This is a genomic window from Paenibacillus sp. MDV22-iso6, from assembly GCF_058408365.1.
This window is the reverse complement of the sequence record NZ_JBZVDZ010000001.1, coordinates 1,207,074-1,226,211: the sequence shown is the minus strand read 5'-3', so window position 1 is coordinate 1,226,211 and position 19,138 is coordinate 1,207,074. Positions and strand designations below refer to the sequence as shown.

The window sequence follows — 19,138 nt, the reverse complement described above, 5'->3', positions numbered from 1 at the left end:
TAATATATATATGCATTTGTACGCACGTATACATGAGAGGAGTTTTTATTTTGACACAATCAAAAAGAAAATGGTGGGTTCTAGCCACGGTAAGTTTAACCGTATTTATGGCCATGTTAGACATTACAATTGTCAATGTTGCATTACCAGATATACAACAAGCTTTTTCATCGAGTTTTTCAAATCTCCAATGGGTGTTGAATGCCTATACTTTAGTTTATGCGGCAATGTTGTTGCCAGTTTCAAAATTAGGCGACATTATCGGACGTAAAAAAGTCTTTTTATTAGGATTGGGTATTTTTATGATTGGCTCTTTAGCCAGTGGATTGGCAAACAGTGATATTTGGTTAAACATCTTCCGTGGATTTCAAGGAATTGGTGGCGCAGCTATGATGTCATTATCTTTAACGATAGTTACTTCTTCATTTCCTGAAAATCAAAGAGGACTTGCACTAGGTATTTGGAGTAGTGCCGTTGGGCTTGCTATTGCCGGTGGTCCTTTGGTCGGAGGAGCATTAGTCGATGTTTTTGGTTGGAGATCTATTTTTCTTGTTAACATTCCAGTTGCGGTTGTAGCAATTATATTAGGAATGTTTGTGATTAAAGAAAGTGAAACAAACAAAAATGGACGAATTGATATTTGGGGACTGATTTTCAGTACAGCGATGATTTTTACGATGATTCTAGCCTTAATTCAAAAGTCAGTGAATGGAGATTACGCATGGACTGATTGGCACATTTTAAGTCTACTTGGATTATCACTTATTTTACTTATAGCTTTTATCATTACCGAAAAAAAAGTAGAACAGCCGATGATTGAATTATCTATTTTTAGAAATTGGACATTTAATGGGGCTAATATCGCAGCTTTTGTATTAGGTGCTGGACTATATGGAGGCTTTACCTATTTAACCATTCTTATGCAAAATTACATGGGTTACTCGGCTTTTGATACAGGTGCAAAAATGTTACTCATTAGTGGTTTTACGATAGTTCTTGGTCCAATTGCAGGAATTATCTCGGGGAAAATTGGTAACCGTTGGTTAGTTAGTGGAGCACTATTGATCGGTGCAATCGGAATATTTGTTATGCGTTATATGATCAAAGCTCCGTTTGAGTGGAGCTATCTGATGCCTGGTTTTATTCTTTTAGGTATTAGCAATGCTCTAGTTAATCCACCTATTACTAATGCTGCTATGAGTTCAGTTGATAAAGAGTATGTAGGTATGGCTTCTGGTATTTTAAATGTTTTTAGACAAGTGGGTATCTCCTTTGGTGTTGTAATGCTTGGAATTAAATTAACGGAAGGTTATAACGCTTCATTGAACACAAGTATCATGAATTTAGCCAATATTCCTACCGAGTTTAGAAATCAAATGCTGGATGTTTTCCATAAAGCTGGAGCTTTTGGGGGTTCACAAGTTTTTGATAGCAAGCAAGCTGAAGCATTTAAAGCTATGCCAGCTTTTGATGAAATGAAGTCACTCGTGTTTAATGCTTTTAATTCAGGTATGCAAAATGTAACACTATTGATTGGTATTTTCTTAATAATTGGTACATTCGCGAGTGCAATTTTGATTAAAAACAAAAAGAATACACAGAACGGGAATTAATCTTCCTTCGAGAGACTCGCAATGGAAATGATGAATCCTTAGTTTTACTTTATTAAGAGGGAGATTAGATATGAGAACAATACTGAAGTTTAGATGGCTGGTACTTGCGGTTTGGCTGATTGCAACGGTGGGACTGATGGTTACCGCACCGGGGATGCAGGATCTGGTACGAACAAAGGGGCAGATTAATGTTCCAGATGGGTACTCCTCGACCGTAGCCCGCGAATTAGAAAAAGCCAATGGAGAGAACGACAGCTCTGGCACCAGCAGCGGAATGCCAACTGTGCTTGTATTCCATAAGGATGGAGGGTTGTCAGCTGAAGACCTTGCAGATGCTCCTCATAAAGCATTTAGAATTTTGACTAGTTCGTGTTTTCAATCTATACTATAGCTAGTTTCAATATAAGGGGGAAGTATCAAGTGTCTGCTGTTGTTCTTAGCTAGTTAATTGCATTAGGTTTATTTCATTTAATTTGCAGAAATCCGCTTATTTAAGTGGTTTATTTCTTCATGTAATAAAATGGAATAACCCCTGCATTAGTTAAGAACATGGGACATCGACTACTTCTAGTTGACTGCGGAACCGTGCTCTCATGCATGGTTTTTTTACATTAAGCCTATTTTGACAAGTGTCATTTGTTTGACATTCGGTTGAATTGGACATCATGTTATCCGTTAGTCAATTCTCTACAGGGGCAGAAGATGAACAATTTGTTCATTTTCTTCCCTTTTTTTGTTTTGAAAAATAATGAGGAAGGAAGTGAACTCGAAGGCACGTCGGACACCTGTTTGCTTGAGATTTCTTAGGAGTTCAAAAAATTGCTCTATTGAGTAACCTATATTAACTAGATTGGTAGGTAGATTAATTTGGAACATAATATGATCATAATTGCTCAAGGTTTAGCCGAAGAACTACAACGTGGAAAGATCCGTCATTTAGAGCAAGGGTATATGACGGATGCTGAACGTGGGTGGTCTGGTGCGGATGTACGTCGTATAGAGGTTACTTATGAAAATGGTCAAAAGGAGAGCGTAATATTTAAAGAAGCTGCCCTAAAAGAACGCATGGCAATGAAAACGTTAACTGACCAGGGCCATCAGAACACACCCGCCACTTTTTCACTAGATCTAGAAACAGATGAGCCTAGATGGATGGCGATAGAAGATTTGGGTAGTGTTAAATCTCCTCCGCCTGGCGTAGACTGGTCGCCAAGAGTTGCGGAGGCATTAGCCAGAATCCATGCCCTTAATATGCATAGAGGTTCGGAGATGCTGTGGCTCCCCCATGCTGACCGTCATTATTGGGAAAATTATTTAGTTACACAAGTGTCTGTGGACCATTTTCAAACGCTTATAGAGCAGAACCCCGAATTTTACAGGGAATTTGGCGCGTATCTGCCATTACTACGTGAAAAAGCAAACGCTTTTGCACGTGATATGGTGGCTTTGTATGATGAGAAGGAAAGCCTAACTCTTACGCATGGAGATTTGCAATCCGTAGACGGTTCCCACATCCATTATTACAATGGAAAATCCTATTTTATTGACTTCGGATGGTGTTATTATGCACCCTTTTATATTGACTTGGCTAGTTATTTTAACCTTGAGGATGCCAAAATTTATTACAAGGAATTAATTGCAAACGGTATATCACTTAGCTATGATGATTTTTATGAAAGATTGAGGGCAGCATTTCGTTACTCTGGGTTGATATACTTATATCCCAGTATTAGACAATGGTCTCTCGGGCCTACTGAACTAACGGGTAAACGTCTGCTTCATATGTTGAAGATTATACTTACAGGCGAGTTTCCAGAGCGTAGGATTGATTACTCTAGCAAGCTTTTCTCAAAGCTGCTCAATGAACATAAGAACGGTACACTTCATAAGCTCAATTAAATTGTCTCATCATGAGATGCGATTTAGCAGTACGTTTGCGTCCCAACAAGCGGGGAAGCTAAGGCACTCTATTCAAGATGAAACTGGACCCGTCCGGAGAAGTGAATAAAAGCTTTTACCAAAATCGAGCTTGAGCCGGGCGGAAACGCAGAATCGTCTTCGAGCTTGAAGAGAGAGACTTCTCATTTTTTTCACATCACTTCGTATGGTTATGGTTAGTATACTGATTCCCTCGTTTCACTGTGTCCTTCATCTTTCTTTTTGCGACAAGTATAGACAAAAACAGGAGGGAAGCTGAGGGGCACAAATTTAATTCTCTCAATATCGAATAAATCAGCCAATCGTTTCTTCATATGAAGTGAGTACTGGTACAACACTAACATCCCTCCAGGTCGAAGCGCTGTATGCATCTGTGAAAGGATGTTTTGTTTCATTTCTCTGGAAAAATTAAAAAATGGTAGTCCGCAAATGATACTATCCAACTGATGCACATGTTCTTGATTGATCCTTTTCAAAAGATAGGATGCATTCGAATGGAACATGAATTCAGGATATGTTTTCTTCAGATTACTCCTCATTTTGGGGTCTCTCTCAAATAAAAACACGATTGAAGATTTCGGTAATTTTGCTCTCATAAGACGTGTGATAACACCTGTTCCTGGCCCCAGTTCTGCAATGGTTTTAACTTCTTCCCATTGTACAGACTGAACGATTTTATGGGCTAGAAATTTGGAACTGGGCAGGACACTTCCTACTCGTTTGGGGTTCTTTAAGAATCCTTGCAGGAAAAGAAACGGTTCGGATGTTTTCAATGCGGTATCCTCCATTGTTGAATTCAATAATGTTTCACTGGATGTTGGAAGGCAAGCTTAACTGGAACGTAAATACGTTATGTGAATGTTGAAGCGTTAAGGTACCCTGATGTAACTCCGCAATATTTCTTGCAATCGAAAGACCCAAACCAGACCCCGTTTGAATACCTTCGCTGCTTCTTGAATAATCAACCTTATAAAATCGATCAAACAGCTTACTTTTTTGCTCTATTGTGAGCGGCTCACCTTTATTTTCGACTTTAATGATAATGTACTCATGACGCATACTCATTCGAATATGAATCGCACCAGGTTTCACAGAATACTTCAGGGCGTTCATAAGAAGATTATCGATGGCCCGAGCAATCTTATCACTATCCACGCAGGCCATGATTGGGGAATCGCCAATCTCTTTCTCAATATGAATTCCATTCTCCTGAGCTAAAGGTTCAAATTCAAACAGCAACTGGTCCAATAGCTGATATAGGTCAACCTTTTTCAAATCCAATTGGGTATCTACTGAGGTTAGACGTGTGTATTCAAATAAGTCATCGAGCAGCTTCTTTAAATGCGTTGCTTTGTTATAGGTGTTTTGGATGAAGCGGTCATACTCTGCTTTGTCTTGAAATGATTCTGTTCTTAGAAGCTCAATATAGCCGATGATGCTGGTAAGCGGTGTGCGCAGGTCATGTGAGATACCCGTGATCATGTCCATCTTGGATTTCTCCAGCTCGCGCTCCTTAACCATCTGCAGCTGCAACTGTTCAGTCATGTGATTAATGTTGGAAGCGACTCGCCCAAGTTCATCTTGTCGATTAACGGGCACCCGGTAGTCCAGATTTCCTTCTGAAATGAATTGCAATCCTTGCTCCAAATGAATAATATCTTTAACCATTCGACGTGTTAAAAATAGGAAGGTTAAGATAAAAGTTAATATAAAAATTGGAGTAATGACATACGGAAGCGAATTGCGAAACCAAGCCTGCTCCCAAGCTTTAAAAACATCTATAGATAGGTAAATGAGCATATTATTAAAGACAGCTGCAGCAATGGTGCTCAAAATAATTCGGATCAAAATGTTAATCTGTATTTTCTTCTTTCGAGTTCGATGAGAAGGGTTAGATCGTCTAATCAAGTTTATAACCCACTCCCCATACCGTTTTAATATACTGAGGTTCTCGTGGATTCACTTCCAGTTTCTCTCGCAGATTGCGAATATGGACCATAACTGTATTATCCGAATACCCGTAAGGTTCTTTCCATACGGTTTCGTAGATCTTTTCGGAGCTAAATACTTGTCCAGGATGGCTTGCAAGCAGCACCAGAATGGAAAACTCCAGTGGAGTTAGTGGAATGTCATTCTCCTTTAACTTCACGGAATGTTTACTTGTATCAATGACAAGGTCCTTGATCAGGATAAGTGAATTGAATTCTGCTTTGCCAATCAGTGTTTGGCGTCGTAGCTGAGCCTTAACGCGAGCTAGTAATTCTAACGGATTAAACGGTTTGACCATGTAATCGTCAGCCCCGGTAGTCAGGCCTGTAATTTTATCTATGTCCTCTTCTTTGGCGGATAGCATAATAATGGGAGAGGTTGATACTTCTCTTATTTTGAAGCAGGCTTTGATTCCGTCCATAATGGGCATCATGACATCCAGTATAACGAGCTGGACCGATGTAGTTTTGATAATATTTAGTGCTTCTTCACCATTGGCGGCTTCAATGACCTGATATCCTTCGTTACGTAAATAGACATGAATGACATCACGGATGTCGGGTTCATCATCAACAATGAGAACGGTACTCACAATCCAACACTCCTTTTAGACTGTTTTAAATAAAATTTTAAATCCTTATAAAGAGGATAATATCAGTGTAAACCATAGCCTGAGTTGTTTAAATTGTTTCCTTTTTGCGACAGACATAAACGAAGGCAGGAGGGACATTCAAGGGCACTAATTCTATCTTTTCGATGATAAACTTTTCGGATAGTGTTTTTTTCATTTGAAGCGAATATTGAAAGGCGATAAATAACCCCTCGGGTTTGAGCGCCTTATGGATCTGGTCTACCAACGTATTCCTCAATTCAGACTCAAAGTTGAAGAAAGGCAACCCGCTAAATACACAGTCCAGTTGCTCAACGCCCTCTTGCTTCATGGATTCCACTAATCGAGAGGCATCTGGATAACAGGGGAATGAAGGGTATTCAGTCTTTAGATTATTCCTCATCGTCTCGTTCATCTCAAACAATAACACTTGGGTCGAATCTTGTGCCTGTTGATGAATATAACGAGTGATGGCACCTGTGCCCGATCCGAGTTCGGCGACTGCTTTTACGTCAAGCCAAGGCGCTTGGTTCACCATTTTGTTAGCGAGAAACCGGGAACTGGGTATGATGCTGCCAACATGTTTTGGGCTTTGAAGAAAGCTTTTCAGAAATAAAATAGGTTCATTGGAATTCATTGTTTGTGGTTCCTCCGTATACGTGATGGTATGTTATCAAAATCGATCAAAATTTTAATAAATGAAGCATTGATAGAATGGGAGCACCGAAGTAGATTCCCGCTGTAAAATACGTTATGGTCCAAAGCAAAGCACTGGAATATGAAATGAGAGCAAATTTCCGATACTGAACACCGCTCAGTCCAATGACCAGAGGGAGTACATATCGCACGATTGGAATGAATAAACCGATGCACATCGCCCAATTGCCACTCTTATTCAGAATCAGTTCAGCCTTAACGAAGTGTTTATTATGTTGAAATTTGTGTTTTATCTTGGGCCCAAATAACTTCCCTGCAAAATAAGCAAAGGTAATGGCAGTCAAAAGTCCTGTTAAAATGCAGAAGTATGTGATACATGAGCTGATAACACCCGTGTGACTCAAAATAGCACCACTGATAATCGTGATCTCATTCGGAATTGGAATGCCAAATGGCCCTAATGAGAAGGCAAAATAAAAAATCAGATATCCATACTGATGTAGTAGCTCTAAGATCGTATTACTGATCATTTTTTTGCCTCCTCTCTTGTCGATATAGAAATCATAATGAAAAAAACTAAGGAATTAATAAGCATAATTCTGAAGAAAATCTAAAGATTACATAAGCAAAGGGATACAACTATGGTACGTTCAAGACAAAAAAGCCTTGCCAACTTACTGGCAAGACTTGATAAGGTGGATATATTCAGGAGTGGTGATCAAATGAGCCGGGCATACCGCAATAAAAGCGAGCTCAGTTTGATTACCGATGTTGAGGATAACGCAACGAACAAAAGTTGCCTGCGTATAATGGCTGTTTGGAAAAATATGAAAGGAGTTGAATGAGGAGGATGACAGCATCATTTTCACATAAGCCCGAAGGTTACGAATGTCCATTTTGTCGTGTTTGGGGTATCGAGCGACCTAACCAGGGGACAAAACAAAGGGATATCATCTATCAGAATGAAAAGGTAACGGCTTTTATAGCGAGCAAATGGTGGCCAAACAATAAAGGACATGTTCTTGTTGTTCCTAATCAACATTTCGAGAACATCTTTGATCTCCCAGCGGATTACGCTGGTGAAATTCACCGCGCGGCTCAGCTTACAGCACTTGCAATGAAAAGTACATATGGATGTGAAGGGATTTCTACGCGGCAACATAATGAGCCCGCTGGCAATCAAGACGTGTGGCATTCTCATCTCCATGTTTACCCTAGATATGTGAATGATCAACTTTATCTGTCAAAGGGTTCTCCATCCGATCCAGATGAACGCGATTTCTATGCTGATAAGTTGCGTTCTTGGATAAAGAAAAACATTTAAGATCTAGGATAGGATGATAACTCTAGTGGGAAATGAATCTAAGATTACGTGGGCCCTACAAGAGAAAAATAAGGTTGTTTCAGTAAGCTAACAGGAAACGACATCTCAATAAAACTAATGAGCAGTCTGCAGTTCTGCAGGCTGCTCATTTGATAAAAAAAGAAACGATGTATGACTTCGCTCCTGGAGAGGGGCTAGGCATAAATCGTTATAATGGGGGATTACTCCAGCCTACATATGCTACTCTAGAACGTATTTGGCAATGGTTTCACTCATGTGGATATAGAATGTATTTGCATCGTGAAAACGAACATCGGCTTGGTGAAAAAGTGCGTCATCGATTACAAAAGAGTTTTTTATTTTTAGTGTATTAGAGTCCAGAATATAGTAGGCGGCTTTCTTAGGCTCCGGTTTAGATGAATCATACCAAGCTTGTGTTTTGTCGACGGCTCCGAAGACAATGCTCTGATCATTTAGTCGTTGTAACAGTCCTTGTGCAGGTAAATCAGTAAACGTCTTGGTCGCAATCAATTGATTGTTAGTATTGTACAGACTAAGCTTATTTTTCTCTTGAATCAGAAAGTTATTTCCTAAGGATACGTAAAAAGAATCGTACATATTATGCGCATACGTTGTACCGAAAACGGCATCCTGTGCTGGCTTAGGCAATGGTCTGATCCATTTTTGTTCCCCGTTAGGCTTGTAGCCGTGCAAGGTTTCCACTTCCATCTTTGCATCGTAAATGGGAACAATCACAGTTCCGCCACTTAGAACTTCAAAGTCAGCATGCACAATATTGACGTGATCCTGCGGTTGGACAGCGGAAATAATCTTCTTTCCTGTAGGAATGGAGTAAATATCAATTGTCGTCGTGTTTCTCGGAGCATCAGAATTTAACAATCCGACGTAGTTCCTCTGAATATGTCGTACGTGGCCAGGAAACTCCCTTTTGATAAGCGGCTTGCCTTCCTTTGTATAAAGAGTAATCACACTGGTGTCTTTTGTGAAAGTAACCACGGCTATGCGCCCATCTTCTAGGACATTGAATTGAAAGTGCTCTTTGAATGTTTTGACCCAGCGTGGCTTGTTATTTGAATCCAGAGAGATCAACTGGTATACCTTCTTGTTACCGGAATTTACCTCATCGAAGTAGTAGACGTCACCGCTCTGATCTATTTCAAACGAATTGTAGAGCATAGGCGATTTATGAATCCACTTCTGTTTTCCAGTTTTGTCGTCTATCGCTAATAAGGAGTGTACGGATTTAGTTTTGCCGGTAGAGCGATCTGACTGATACAAGAATGTATATGCAGTTTGAGAGTTAGTCTGTTCTGACACGATAGGGTAGACGATATTTCCTGTGAAATAATAGTTCTTACTATGTATTTGGGTTGTCGTATCGGTAGGTACGTCATAGGTCCACTCTGGCTTTGGAAGTTGCTTGTAATCAGAAGCGAGAGTGGGGACAGGGGCTAAGGAAATAGTAAGGAACGCTGTTAGAGTAGTGATTAGAAATGTACGTTTGGTGATCCTTTTCATGATATGAGGTCCTCCTAGTCACGATGTAATAGCTGATATTCTTCTGAAAATTGGATGATCTTGTCTGGTTTATAGCTTGTCGCCACATCAATGGGAGATTTACCTCTTAAATCAGTGACATGGATATCTGCTCCGCGATCTATTAAGTACCTCTATATATCTATTGGTTTTTTGCATGGAACCACCTGTTTGGAATAGTTCCATAATACAGCTAAAATCTTAAGCGAAAACTATAAACCCTACAATGTGTTTTTACATCCCTCTTTACTTTTGGTAAAATTAACCTTTCGATTATAACATATAATGTACATGCTTCCCAATCCGGAACAAAAAGTGGTGATGATTTAAAAGAGGAGGGCAATGCAAAATGGAATTCAAATTTGGGGATGTTTCTATTCTTCTCCCCCCTTTATACATTACAATTGTCGGAATCATTATTTTTTTCTTTTTAGTAAGGTGGAGCAAGCAATTAGAAACAAGACGTTTTACAGTTTTCTTTTACTTTTTGATCAGTACTTCCATTATTCCAATTTTTTCTCGTTATACAACAGAAGGTGTCTTTCAGCTGTGGATTCCCTTAGGATTTATAGTGATCTTTCTGTACTTGTTTCGCAGCAAAAGATATCATCCATCTAAAATGAAAGCGAGTATTTTAGGACTTTCCGTAGCAATATACCAGTTAATTCTTCAATACTTCGGATAGATTTTGATAGTTCTCCTCCACTATTCAGGCTCAAAAAAGCAATTTTGTAGCAATAATTCATACATTTTAATGGGATGGAGCCGTTGATTGCATGATTTCCGAATTGTGTATAAGTATATTGAAGAGAAAAAGGTATGGACTATCCTGTGTATGCTTGTCGCAGGACAAGAGCATTATTACATTCAAAGCCGCTAATTATAGCGGCTTTTTTTGATTTAAGTAACTAAGTTCCTATCCAAAGATGAGCACAGTTACAAGGTAGAATTACAAAATTGTAAGGTGGATGTAAGTGGAATCGATAGCTAAGGCCATCCTGGCAGGATAATATTGGAACAAACGAAAATAGAAAATTTTTAAAAGGAGAATCGAGATGAGGCTGTTTGAACTGTTGCTTTTGTTGTCAAACATCGGCTTGTTTGCATTAACATTCCTATTAAAGAAAGGACGGCGTAAGGTATTCATTGCAAGCGGAATCGCCACTCTTTTATTGGTCATTCATTGGACGGTGGAAGGATACAGAGTTCAACTATTTTTCTCATATTGCATAACGATCTTTTTTTTAGCCATTTCAGGTTATAGCTATTTTAGAAAAAACGGCCCCAAAAAAATCCCGCGATTCTTGTTGGGTTCAGCTTATACCGTTATAGCGATAATGCTGGTCGTAACAGCGGGTCTCATGTATGCTTTTCCAGTATTTAATCTACCTGAACCTACAGGCGAATTTAAGGTAGGAACGCAAACTTTTCATCTCGTGGATACTAATAGGGAAGAGATTTTCGACGAAGCCAGAGAGGGTAAGAGAGAGTTGATGGTTCAGGTATGGTATCCGGTTAAAGTTGGCACCAGCAAGTACGCTCCCTTTATTCCCGATACTCCAATTTTACGTTATATGGCCGCGAACTATGGCCTTCCTGAGTTTACTCTTCAGCACTTGAAGTACGTATCCAGTCATGCTTATTCGGGGGCCGAAGTCTCCTCGGCACAGACTTCATATCCGCTGATCCTTGCAAATCCCGGCTTTGGCTCGTCCAGGTTCCTCCATACGTCGCAAGCTGAGAATCTCGCGAGTCACGGATATATCGTGGCAGTGATCGATCACATCTACAATACAGTTGCAACCGAGTTTCCGGACGGTCGAATCACGACCAGCACAACCAACGACTTATTCTCTCCCGACGATGATTACCGAACGGGAAGAGAAAATCGCGACAAGTTGGGAAAAGTGTTAACCGCCGATGTGGCGTTTACGCTGGACCAATTCGAGCTCATCCAATCGGGACAGATTCCAAGTCCTTTAAAAGGGAGGATTGATCTCGGTCATATCGGGGTGTTCGGTCATTCTATCGGCGGAGCGACGGCCTACGACGCTTCTTACGATCCACGAATCAGGGTCGGAATAGACTTGGATGGAGGGCTGTATCGACTGCGTGAAAGCGAGGATCTGCGAAAGCCGTTTTTGTTCATCAACTCTGAAAGCTATTTCGAAGAATTAAACAGGGTGATAAATAACCGGGTCTATACAGATGCAGAGCTTAACCGTAGGGGCTCAACAAGAGAGTGGAATGATCAAGTAACGGAAGATAAAAAGTTGGAGCTTGAACGGATGCGCGAAACGGTCGACGAAGGAGGACAAATCCTCTATATCGAAAATACAGAGCATTTGAATTTTACCGATGTACAGTTCATTTCTCCGGTTTTCAATATGCTGGGCATTACAGGAAAGATTGTGCCAGAAAGAGCGAACTCCGTGATCAATGCCTATATGCTGGATTTCTTCGATATGTATCTAAAGAATCAAGGCGGAATCTTAATGAAAGGACCGGACAGCCGTTTTCCGGAGGTGAAGTTCGTAACCTCGCTATTATAAATTACAAACAGGCTACCGATTTTGATATGCTATTTCGTACAACTCTTCTTCTATGACTAACCCCCATTAAGGCAGCAACGTTCACCAAAAAATGATTAGGGTAGGTGGCAACCATGTTTCGTGAGTTTTCACATGAAGATATGGTCATATTTGAAGTAAAAGCCGAAGATTATAATTATGAGCAAATCATACAGGCAATCGACTACATCTGCCCAGATGAATATAGTGAAGCAGAAATTACGAGCTACTATGAATGTTTAAATTTTACGAAAGACCAAATTGAAGTTAATTTTAGTCATGTATTTGGAAGTCCAGAGCTATATCAATTTGAATTGTTTCCATATGGCTCTCATTCAGTAGAAAATTTGAGTCAATTAAGAGTGTGGTTACAAGTAATGGAGCAATATTTAAAACAATTAAAGTGATTTAAACCAACGTATGATGTGGTATTCATAAGGCTAACAACGTTGACCAAAAATAGAAGGATCATTTAGACAGACGATGATTTAAGGGAAGTGTCGAGGGACAAGAACATGATTCCATTGGAAGTCGCTATATAGCGGCTTTTTTGTTATGGCTTAAGCCAATTGAGTGCGTGAAACGAACTAAACAAAAAATCTCCCTGATCGGCAAAACCTCAGCCCCCCTTAGTAGTAAAATGATTATATCGGCGAGTCAAATAAATTTAAGTTGATATAAATTTTTTCTTCTTGGCAGCAAAAGAATTGAAACATATTAAACCGGAGCGTGGAATTGTTTAATTGATGATCCGAATGGAACAGTATATTTGTAATAAATCCGTATTGACATGAAGAATGTATTGCTAAATTGATATTTTAATGTAAAATGATTCGCAAATAGATAAGTTTAATTTCAGCAAGACTTCTTTTATTTACAAGAGAGGTTGATACCGAATTTATGAGACGACTTTGGGCAGAGCACATCACTAAAAAATTCAATCGTTTGATATACAGCAGTTCATTCAAACAGAGAATTCGCTTATCCATCATAACTATGATAACGCTTGCAATTGGGGCGGTAGGCCTGACAACCTACTGGATTGCATCCAAAGAGCTCCAGAAAAATGCATTTGAGACTAGTCAAGAAACCGTAAACAAAACCACTCAGATACTGGATGATAAATTAACGGGGATCTCCAACTCCATTCGTTCACTGACTTTTAGCTATGCCTTCAAAGATATGATGCTGGATGTACAGAGTAATGATATCTCCAATTACTATGTGCATTTGTCAGAGCTCCAATATGTGTTTTCACAGGTTTATTTCAACGAACCTCTAATCGAAAGTATACTTATTGCCACGCCCATTGGAGATTTTTATCCTATTTCACAAAGACGTTCTCAGACACAATCCTTTTATGAATCCAGTATGTATTTCGATATGATTGAGAATTATGGAGGAAAGTGGATAAAAGGGCATTCTGATAAGTTTTTTTCTGGTAATAAGCGTGCTATTTCATTTGTTACAAAGGGAACTCAAGAGAATGTCCCCAATACAAATGTATACATTGTCGTGAATGTAAATGAGAGTGGACTAATAGGACTGGTTAACAAACATTCTTCGAATGATGACAGCGACTATTTTGTAATCGATTCCAATGGCGAGGAAGTCATCCGAACTTCATGGTCATCCAGCCATAATCTAATGAAAGATAAACCTTTCTTGTACAATGTATCTGAGAGCAATATGGGCTCTTTCTTTCATAATTTTGATGAAACGGATTACCTAGTCAATTACACAAGATCAACAGTTGTCAAAGATTGGAGTTTATTCGGTATTCAACAGAAGGATAAACTGCTTGAACAAATGAACGGTGTAAAGCGCACAACCCTTTATATAATGCTTTTCTTTCTGCTGTTCACTAGCCTTTTATCCAATAAACTGACGGCGCTGTTGCTAAATCCTCTATACAAGCTTCAACGACTTATGCGCGAGGTAGAGAATAACCGCCTGAATGTTCGCTTTGCCAGCCGTTCGTCCGATGAAGTAGCTCAGGTCGGTTTTCAATTCAATCGCATGTTGGATGAAATCAACAGACTCATTGATGATGTAAGGTTGAGCGAATCCGGAAAACGTAAGGCCGAGATGAGAGCTTTAACTGCGCAAATGGAACCACACTTTTTGTATAACACTCTTAATACGATTTACTGCAAATCCGTTCTAGGGGAAAATGAGGAAGTCAATGAGATGATTCTCTCCTTGTCCCAGATGTTTCAGCTTGGCTTGAGTGGGGGGAAGGATTGGAACACGCTGCAGGATGAATTGTTGCACGCACAGCAGTATTGTTTAATTCAACAAAAATGCTATGAAGGACTGTTTGTGTTTGAAGTTACTGTACTTGATAAATCTGTGCTGAACAGCCTTTTGCCAAAGATTCTCTTGCAGCCAATTGTGGAAAATAGCATTCAACACGGCTTTAAGGACATTACTTTCGGAGGTCAGATTCATATACAGGTGGACAGACAAAACAATTGGGTTCATTTGATTATTGAGGATAACGGTGCAGGCATGGATGCGGCTATGGTAAGTCAAGCGATGTTGAAACCGCCTGTCTCCAAGAAGGGTTATGCTCTGAACAATATCGTGAATCGGCTCAACCTATTTTATGGAGAAGAAGCACGAATCGAACTTCACAGCAGTCCTGGCAAGGGATCGAGAACCGACATTTGGATTCCGATTAGAGAAGGAGAAGTTGAATCATGATAGAAGAACTCCAACGGATTAAATTATGCATCATTGATGATATTCGAAGTGTAGTCAATATGATTTCTCAGAAGCCGCCCTGGGAAGAACATCACATTGAAGTGGTTGGTACGGCACTCGATGGGGAGGAAGGCATTCGCCTAATCCAAGAGACCAAACCGGATATTGTCCTTACAGACATACGGATGCCCAAAAAGGATGGGCTGGCCATGACGCAAGAAATTCTCGTAAACGCTCCTTTTACGAAAATTGTCATTCTCAGCGCGTATACCGATTTCTCATTTACGAGACAAGCGATTCGATTAGGCGCATTTGATTTCGTAAAGAAACCATTCTCTATAGATGAAATCATTCAGGTCGTGTTGAAAGCAAAGGCAGCAATCGAAGAAGAATGGCGGGAGCAGAGCAAGGCGATAGAACTGAAGCAACATGTAAGAAAAAGCTTACCTGTATTGCAGCAGGAGTATTTGTCCTTGCTAGTTCATCATAGGACGAATGCTGTCGTAGCCTTTCAAAAATGGCAAACACTCGGCATTCAACTTGCTCCTCAGAATTTCAATCTTTTTATTGTGGAGCTAGACCGTTTTATGGACAAATATAAAGCACAACCCTCAAGGGAAGTGGAATTGATCAGATTCAGCCTTCGAAATATTTTGGAGGAAACTATCGCAGCTTTTAGCAGTGGTGTTGTTTTTAGTGAAGCGTTAAATCGGTTCATCTGTCTGATCAATTGTGAAGATATGAGAATCGCAGAGCAGATTTCTGAAGCATGCAGATTAAATATTTATCAATTCACGAACTCTACCATCTCAATCGGTATTGGTAGTTGTGTAACATCTATCGATGAATTACCGGATTCATATCAACTAGCCTTAAGTGCTCTGGCCTATCATTTTTATACAGATGGTAATGGTGTTAACAGTTATTCAAGTACATCCGATGAAGAGAAAACCTTGCTTCATTATACTGCGTCCACGGAGCACGAGTTTTTAATGGCTTTGCGCTCGGGCAATCGAGAAAAATGCCGACTTATTCTGGAGCAGATCTTTAATGATTTATTGCAGCGAGATCCTCTTCCCAAACCGCAACAAGTCGAAAACCTTTGTTATGAGCTGTCATCCAAGATATGTCGAGTCATGTTAGAACAATTTCCGCCTGATCGGGTGAAGAACCTTGAGAAGCAGTGGAACCATGTAAAGCGCACAGGTGTGGTTACATTTCAGATTATGCGGGATACAGTAAAAGAACTTTGTCTTGAAGCGTGTTCGTGGATTGAGCACGAGCGTTCGGATGAAACGACCAAGTTGATCTATCAGGCGAAGGATTATATATGTGCCAACTTGCATTTAAATTTATCACTTGATTTATGTGCAAAGCAGTTCAATTTAAGTCCCGGATATTTTTCGAATCTGTTCAAAAAAGTGCTAAATATTTCATTTCAGCGATTCGTAATCCATCAAAGAATGGAAAAAGCTAAAGAAATGCTAATCAATGATTATCAGGTACAGGAGATCGCTAGGGAATTGGGGTATGAGCATCGACGTTATTTTAGCGAAATTTTCAAGAAGCATACCAATATGACACCATCCGAATTCAAATTATATAGTACAGGGAAGATCAGTCCGCCTGTGGATCTGGCCTATGATCAATCATAACTCGAAAGATAGCCTTGTTTCCGAAAGTTTCGGATGCAGGGCTAGTTTTTTAATGACAGATTCATAAGAAAACCTGCCCTTGATGTGTGGTTTACCGCATTATGTAAACGATTACAAGAAACTATAATGAAGAAGAAAGAGAATAACAGATAAAAAGGGGAGGTAATACGAATGAAATTAAACAAGAAATTTCTTATGTCTGCACTGTGTATCGTGCTCACGGGAAGCCTAGCGGCTTGCAGTAGCCCTAAGTCCACAGATAAAGGAGCAAGCGCAGCGGCTAAAACCAAGATCACCTACTGGACTGGAGACCGCCATGATTCTGAGTTCGTGAAAGAAACGATCGATAAATTCAATGAAACCAATAAGGATAACATCGAAGTGGAACTGGTTATCAAGGGAGATGATTTCGATCAAGCGCTGGATATGTCTTTTCAGACCTCGGAACCACCGGATGTCATTCGTGTTAAAGAAAACACCATACAGACCTTCTATAAAAAAGGATTCCTAGCTCCAATTGACGAGTTTCTCACAGATAAAATGAAAGATACATTTCCTGTCATGGAGGATCTGAACAGCTTCGATGGAAAACGCTATAGCTTGCCGAACTATGGGACAACGATGCGTCTGATTTACAACAAAGAGCTTTTCGCCAAAGCAGGTATTGAACAACCTCCGACTACACTGAATGAGTTGGTTGAGGCAGCCAAGAAAATTACGCAAGTGGGTAAATCAAACGGAGCCTACGGTTTCGCACAGAATTTTAAAAATCCTTCCAGTGCCTTGGGCCGATCTGCCCGTGTTATTGCAGAAGTAAGTGGTTACGGCGGATATGGTTATGATTTTAAGACAGCTCGATATGACTATAGTGGCTTTAAACCCATCATGGAAGCATTTAAGCAAATCAAGGATGATGGAAGTATGTTGCCCGGTGTCGAATCGCTTGATATCGACCCATTGCGCGCCCAATTCGCTGAAGGGAAAATCGGGATGTACTTATCCTTTTCTGCTGAAGCGGGAGTCTACCAATCTCAATTTCCAGCTAAAATTGATTGGGCTGCAGCACCTGCACCATCCATTGACGGAAATTTCAATGGTGCTTCTGGGTTCTTAGGGGGCCAATGGTTGGCAATAAGTTCAGAGACCGAAAATAAGGAAGCAGCCTGGAAGTTCCTGGAGTATATGTATAATGAATCTGTTCTTCAACAATATCAAGAGAAAGGCTTTGGCATATCCATGGTCCCTTCAGTAAGTGCTGTTGCAGCGAAACCGGAAGTTAAAGGCATAGAAGGTTTCCTGCCGAACAAGTACGACGGTGTCTGGCCGGTCTACCCTACAGTGCCGGTACACGGTATGAAATCTGACGATGCCTTCGTCAAGTACATTCTAAGCGGAGGTAATCTGGATACCATTATCAACGATTTGAATACTCGTTATAACGCTGCTTTGGATACAGCAATTGCGAGTGGAGAAGCGAAGGCCGAGCCTATTGCAGATTTCGATCCAGCGGAACTTGCAGGAAAATACGTAAAATAAAATAGAGGTGTTTAAAAAGGGTGGGGCACGCTCCATCCTTTCATTAAATCTTACAGAGATTGCAAGGAGTTGAGAGGATATGAATAAAGCAAAGAATCTAGCTTTTTCATACAGCTTTCTTTTGCCAAGCTATATTCTTACCATTGTTCTGGGCATCTACCCGATTATGTGGGCCATGAGATATATGTTCTACGATTACAAAGGGTTTGGGACTGCACGATTTGTAGGACTGGTAAATCTAGAACGCGTAATGACAGATCATCAGTTTTGGGATTCAGTATCCAACACGTTCGTTTATGCTGGAGGCAAGCTCCTGCTATCGATACCGCTCGCTCTGATATTGGCCGTCATCCTGAATTGGAAAATTAAAGGGAGAAATCTGCTGAGAGCTATTATATTTATGCCTACGATCATTAGTACAGCGGTTATGGCGGTCGTATTTTTCACCATTTTCAACTCGTATAATGGCATCCTCAATCAGTTCCTTCTGAAATATAAATTGATCGGCAGTGCTATAGATTGGCTGGGCGTTGATTATGCCATGCTGACGATCATCCTCGTTGCTGTATGGGGGGCGGTAGGCAATTATATGCTTTTGTTTCTAGCAGGGCTACAAAATATTCCCGAAGATGTGTACGAGAGTTCTGCTCTGGATGGGGCAAACAAATTCCAACAATTTCGTTACATTACCATTCCAATGCTGGGCCCTGTCATGCAAATGATCATTATGCTAGCCATCATTAATGCGCTAAAAGGTTATGAGAGTATTATGGTGATGACTGATGGCGGGCCAATTGGAAAAACCAATGTCATGTTCTTATATGTATATAAATTATTTTTCCCGCCTGCGGGTTCCACGGCATCTACACAAATTCAAGAATTTGGCTATGGTAGTGCTGTCGCTTTTGTCACAGCTGTTATTGTTGGCATCATCACGATACTTTACTTTTATGGATCAAAACGGATGAGTCATAACGAATAAG

General features: G+C 40.2%; 16 protein-coding genes. 10 read left to right on the top strand and 6 right to left on the bottom strand.

Annotated elements, in window-relative coordinates; genetic code table 11:
- Positions 1–50: 50 nt before the first annotated feature.
- The 3 genes from AC4PM4_RS05200 (at position 51) to AC4PM4_RS05190 (ending at position 3,512) form a co-directional block, all read left to right on the top strand.
- Positions 51–1,613 (top strand): MFS transporter, encoded by a 1,563-nt coding sequence (locus AC4PM4_RS05200; protein WP_274567213.1) that lies wholly within the window; start codon positions 51–53, stop codon positions 1,611–1,613.
- A 70-nt stretch (positions 1,614–1,683) separates the two neighbouring features.
- Positions 1,684–2,004, top strand: a complete 321-nt coding sequence (locus tag AC4PM4_RS05195) for a hypothetical protein (protein WP_491612915.1) — start codon at positions 1,684–1,686, stop codon at positions 2,002–2,004.
- Positions 2,005–2,492: 488 nt separating this feature from the next.
- Entirely contained in the window at positions 2,493–3,512 is a 1,020-nt protein-coding gene (locus AC4PM4_RS05190) for a phosphotransferase (RefSeq protein WP_491612914.1), read from the top strand.
- A 215-nt stretch (positions 3,513–3,727) separates the two neighbouring features.
- Here the strand turns inward: AC4PM4_RS05190 and AC4PM4_RS05185 are convergent, their stop codons facing one another.
- The 5 genes from AC4PM4_RS05185 to AC4PM4_RS05165 all read right to left on the bottom strand — a co-directional run bounded on the left by AC4PM4_RS05185 (position 3,728) and on the right by AC4PM4_RS05165 (position 7,337).
- The gene (locus AC4PM4_RS05185) at positions 3,728–4,324 is read right to left on the bottom strand and encodes a class I SAM-dependent methyltransferase (RefSeq protein WP_240321320.1); all 597 of its coding nucleotides are present in this window, start codon (positions 4,322–4,324) and stop codon (positions 3,728–3,730) included.
- A gap of 34 nt (positions 4,325–4,358) precedes the next feature.
- Positions 4,359–5,351 carry a sensor histidine kinase gene (locus AC4PM4_RS05180; RefSeq protein WP_491613081.1) on the bottom strand — a complete coding sequence of 331 codons (993 nt, stop codon included), beginning with the start codon at positions 5,349–5,351 and terminating at the stop codon, positions 4,359–4,361.
- A gap of 100 nt (positions 5,352–5,451) precedes the next feature.
- Positions 5,452–6,132, bottom strand: coding sequence for a response regulator transcription factor (locus AC4PM4_RS05175; RefSeq protein WP_079693707.1), 681 nt, complete (start codon positions 6,130–6,132; stop codon positions 5,452–5,454).
- Between the two features lie 88 nt (positions 6,133–6,220).
- Positions 6,221–6,787: a class I SAM-dependent methyltransferase gene (locus AC4PM4_RS05170; protein ID WP_072733075.1), complete on the bottom strand. Its 567-nt coding sequence runs from the start codon at positions 6,785–6,787 to the stop codon at positions 6,221–6,223.
- Between the two features lie 46 nt (positions 6,788–6,833).
- A complete protein-coding gene (locus AC4PM4_RS05165) occupies positions 6,834–7,337 on the bottom strand; it encodes a DedA family protein (RefSeq protein ID WP_063563743.1) in 504 nt (167 codons plus the stop codon).
- Between the two features lie 320 nt (positions 7,338–7,657).
- On the opposite strand from AC4PM4_RS05165, the gene AC4PM4_RS05160 reads away from it, so the two are divergent.
- Positions 7,658–8,131 (top strand): HIT family protein, encoded by a 474-nt coding sequence (locus AC4PM4_RS05160; protein ID WP_491612912.1) that lies wholly within the window; start codon positions 7,658–7,660, stop codon positions 8,129–8,131.
- A 240-nt stretch (positions 8,132–8,371) separates the two neighbouring features.
- On the opposite strand, the gene AC4PM4_RS05155 is transcribed toward AC4PM4_RS05160, so the two are convergent.
- Positions 8,372–9,670: a hypothetical protein gene (locus AC4PM4_RS05155; protein WP_491612910.1), complete on the bottom strand. Its 1,299-nt coding sequence runs from the start codon at positions 9,668–9,670 to the stop codon at positions 8,372–8,374.
- Between the two features lie 1,073 nt (positions 9,671–10,743).
- Here AC4PM4_RS05155 and AC4PM4_RS05150 point away from each other — a divergent pair.
- The 6 genes from AC4PM4_RS05150 to AC4PM4_RS05125 all read left to right on the top strand — a co-directional run bounded on the left by AC4PM4_RS05150 (position 10,744) and on the right by AC4PM4_RS05125 (position 19,137).
- Positions 10,744–12,240: an alpha/beta hydrolase family protein gene (locus tag AC4PM4_RS05150; protein WP_491612908.1), complete on the top strand. Its 1,497-nt coding sequence runs from the start codon at positions 10,744–10,746 to the stop codon at positions 12,238–12,240.
- 113 nt (positions 12,241–12,353) lie between these two features.
- Entirely contained in the window at positions 12,354–12,665 is a 312-nt protein-coding gene (locus AC4PM4_RS05145; protein WP_090950534.1) for a hypothetical protein, read from the top strand.
- An 841-nt stretch (positions 12,666–13,506) separates the two neighbouring features.
- Entirely contained in the window at positions 13,507–14,964 is a 1,458-nt protein-coding gene (locus tag AC4PM4_RS05140) for a sensor histidine kinase (RefSeq protein WP_491612907.1), read from the top strand.
- Positions 14,961–16,619, top strand: a complete 1,659-nt coding sequence (locus tag AC4PM4_RS05135; RefSeq protein WP_491612906.1) for a response regulator — start codon at positions 14,961–14,963, stop codon at positions 16,617–16,619. Before AC4PM4_RS05140 ends, AC4PM4_RS05135 begins: the two co-directional genes overlap by 4 nt.
- 171 nt (positions 16,620–16,790) lie before the next feature.
- Positions 16,791–18,155 (top strand): ABC transporter substrate-binding protein, encoded by a 1,365-nt coding sequence (locus AC4PM4_RS05130; protein WP_090806726.1) that lies wholly within the window; start codon positions 16,791–16,793, stop codon positions 18,153–18,155.
- A 79-nt stretch (positions 18,156–18,234) separates the two neighbouring features.
- Complete coding sequence (locus AC4PM4_RS05125; RefSeq protein ID WP_491612905.1) at positions 18,235–19,137, top strand: carbohydrate ABC transporter permease; 903 nt, start codon at positions 18,235–18,237, stop codon at positions 19,135–19,137.
- The last annotated feature ends 1 nt before the right edge of the window (position 19,138 follow it).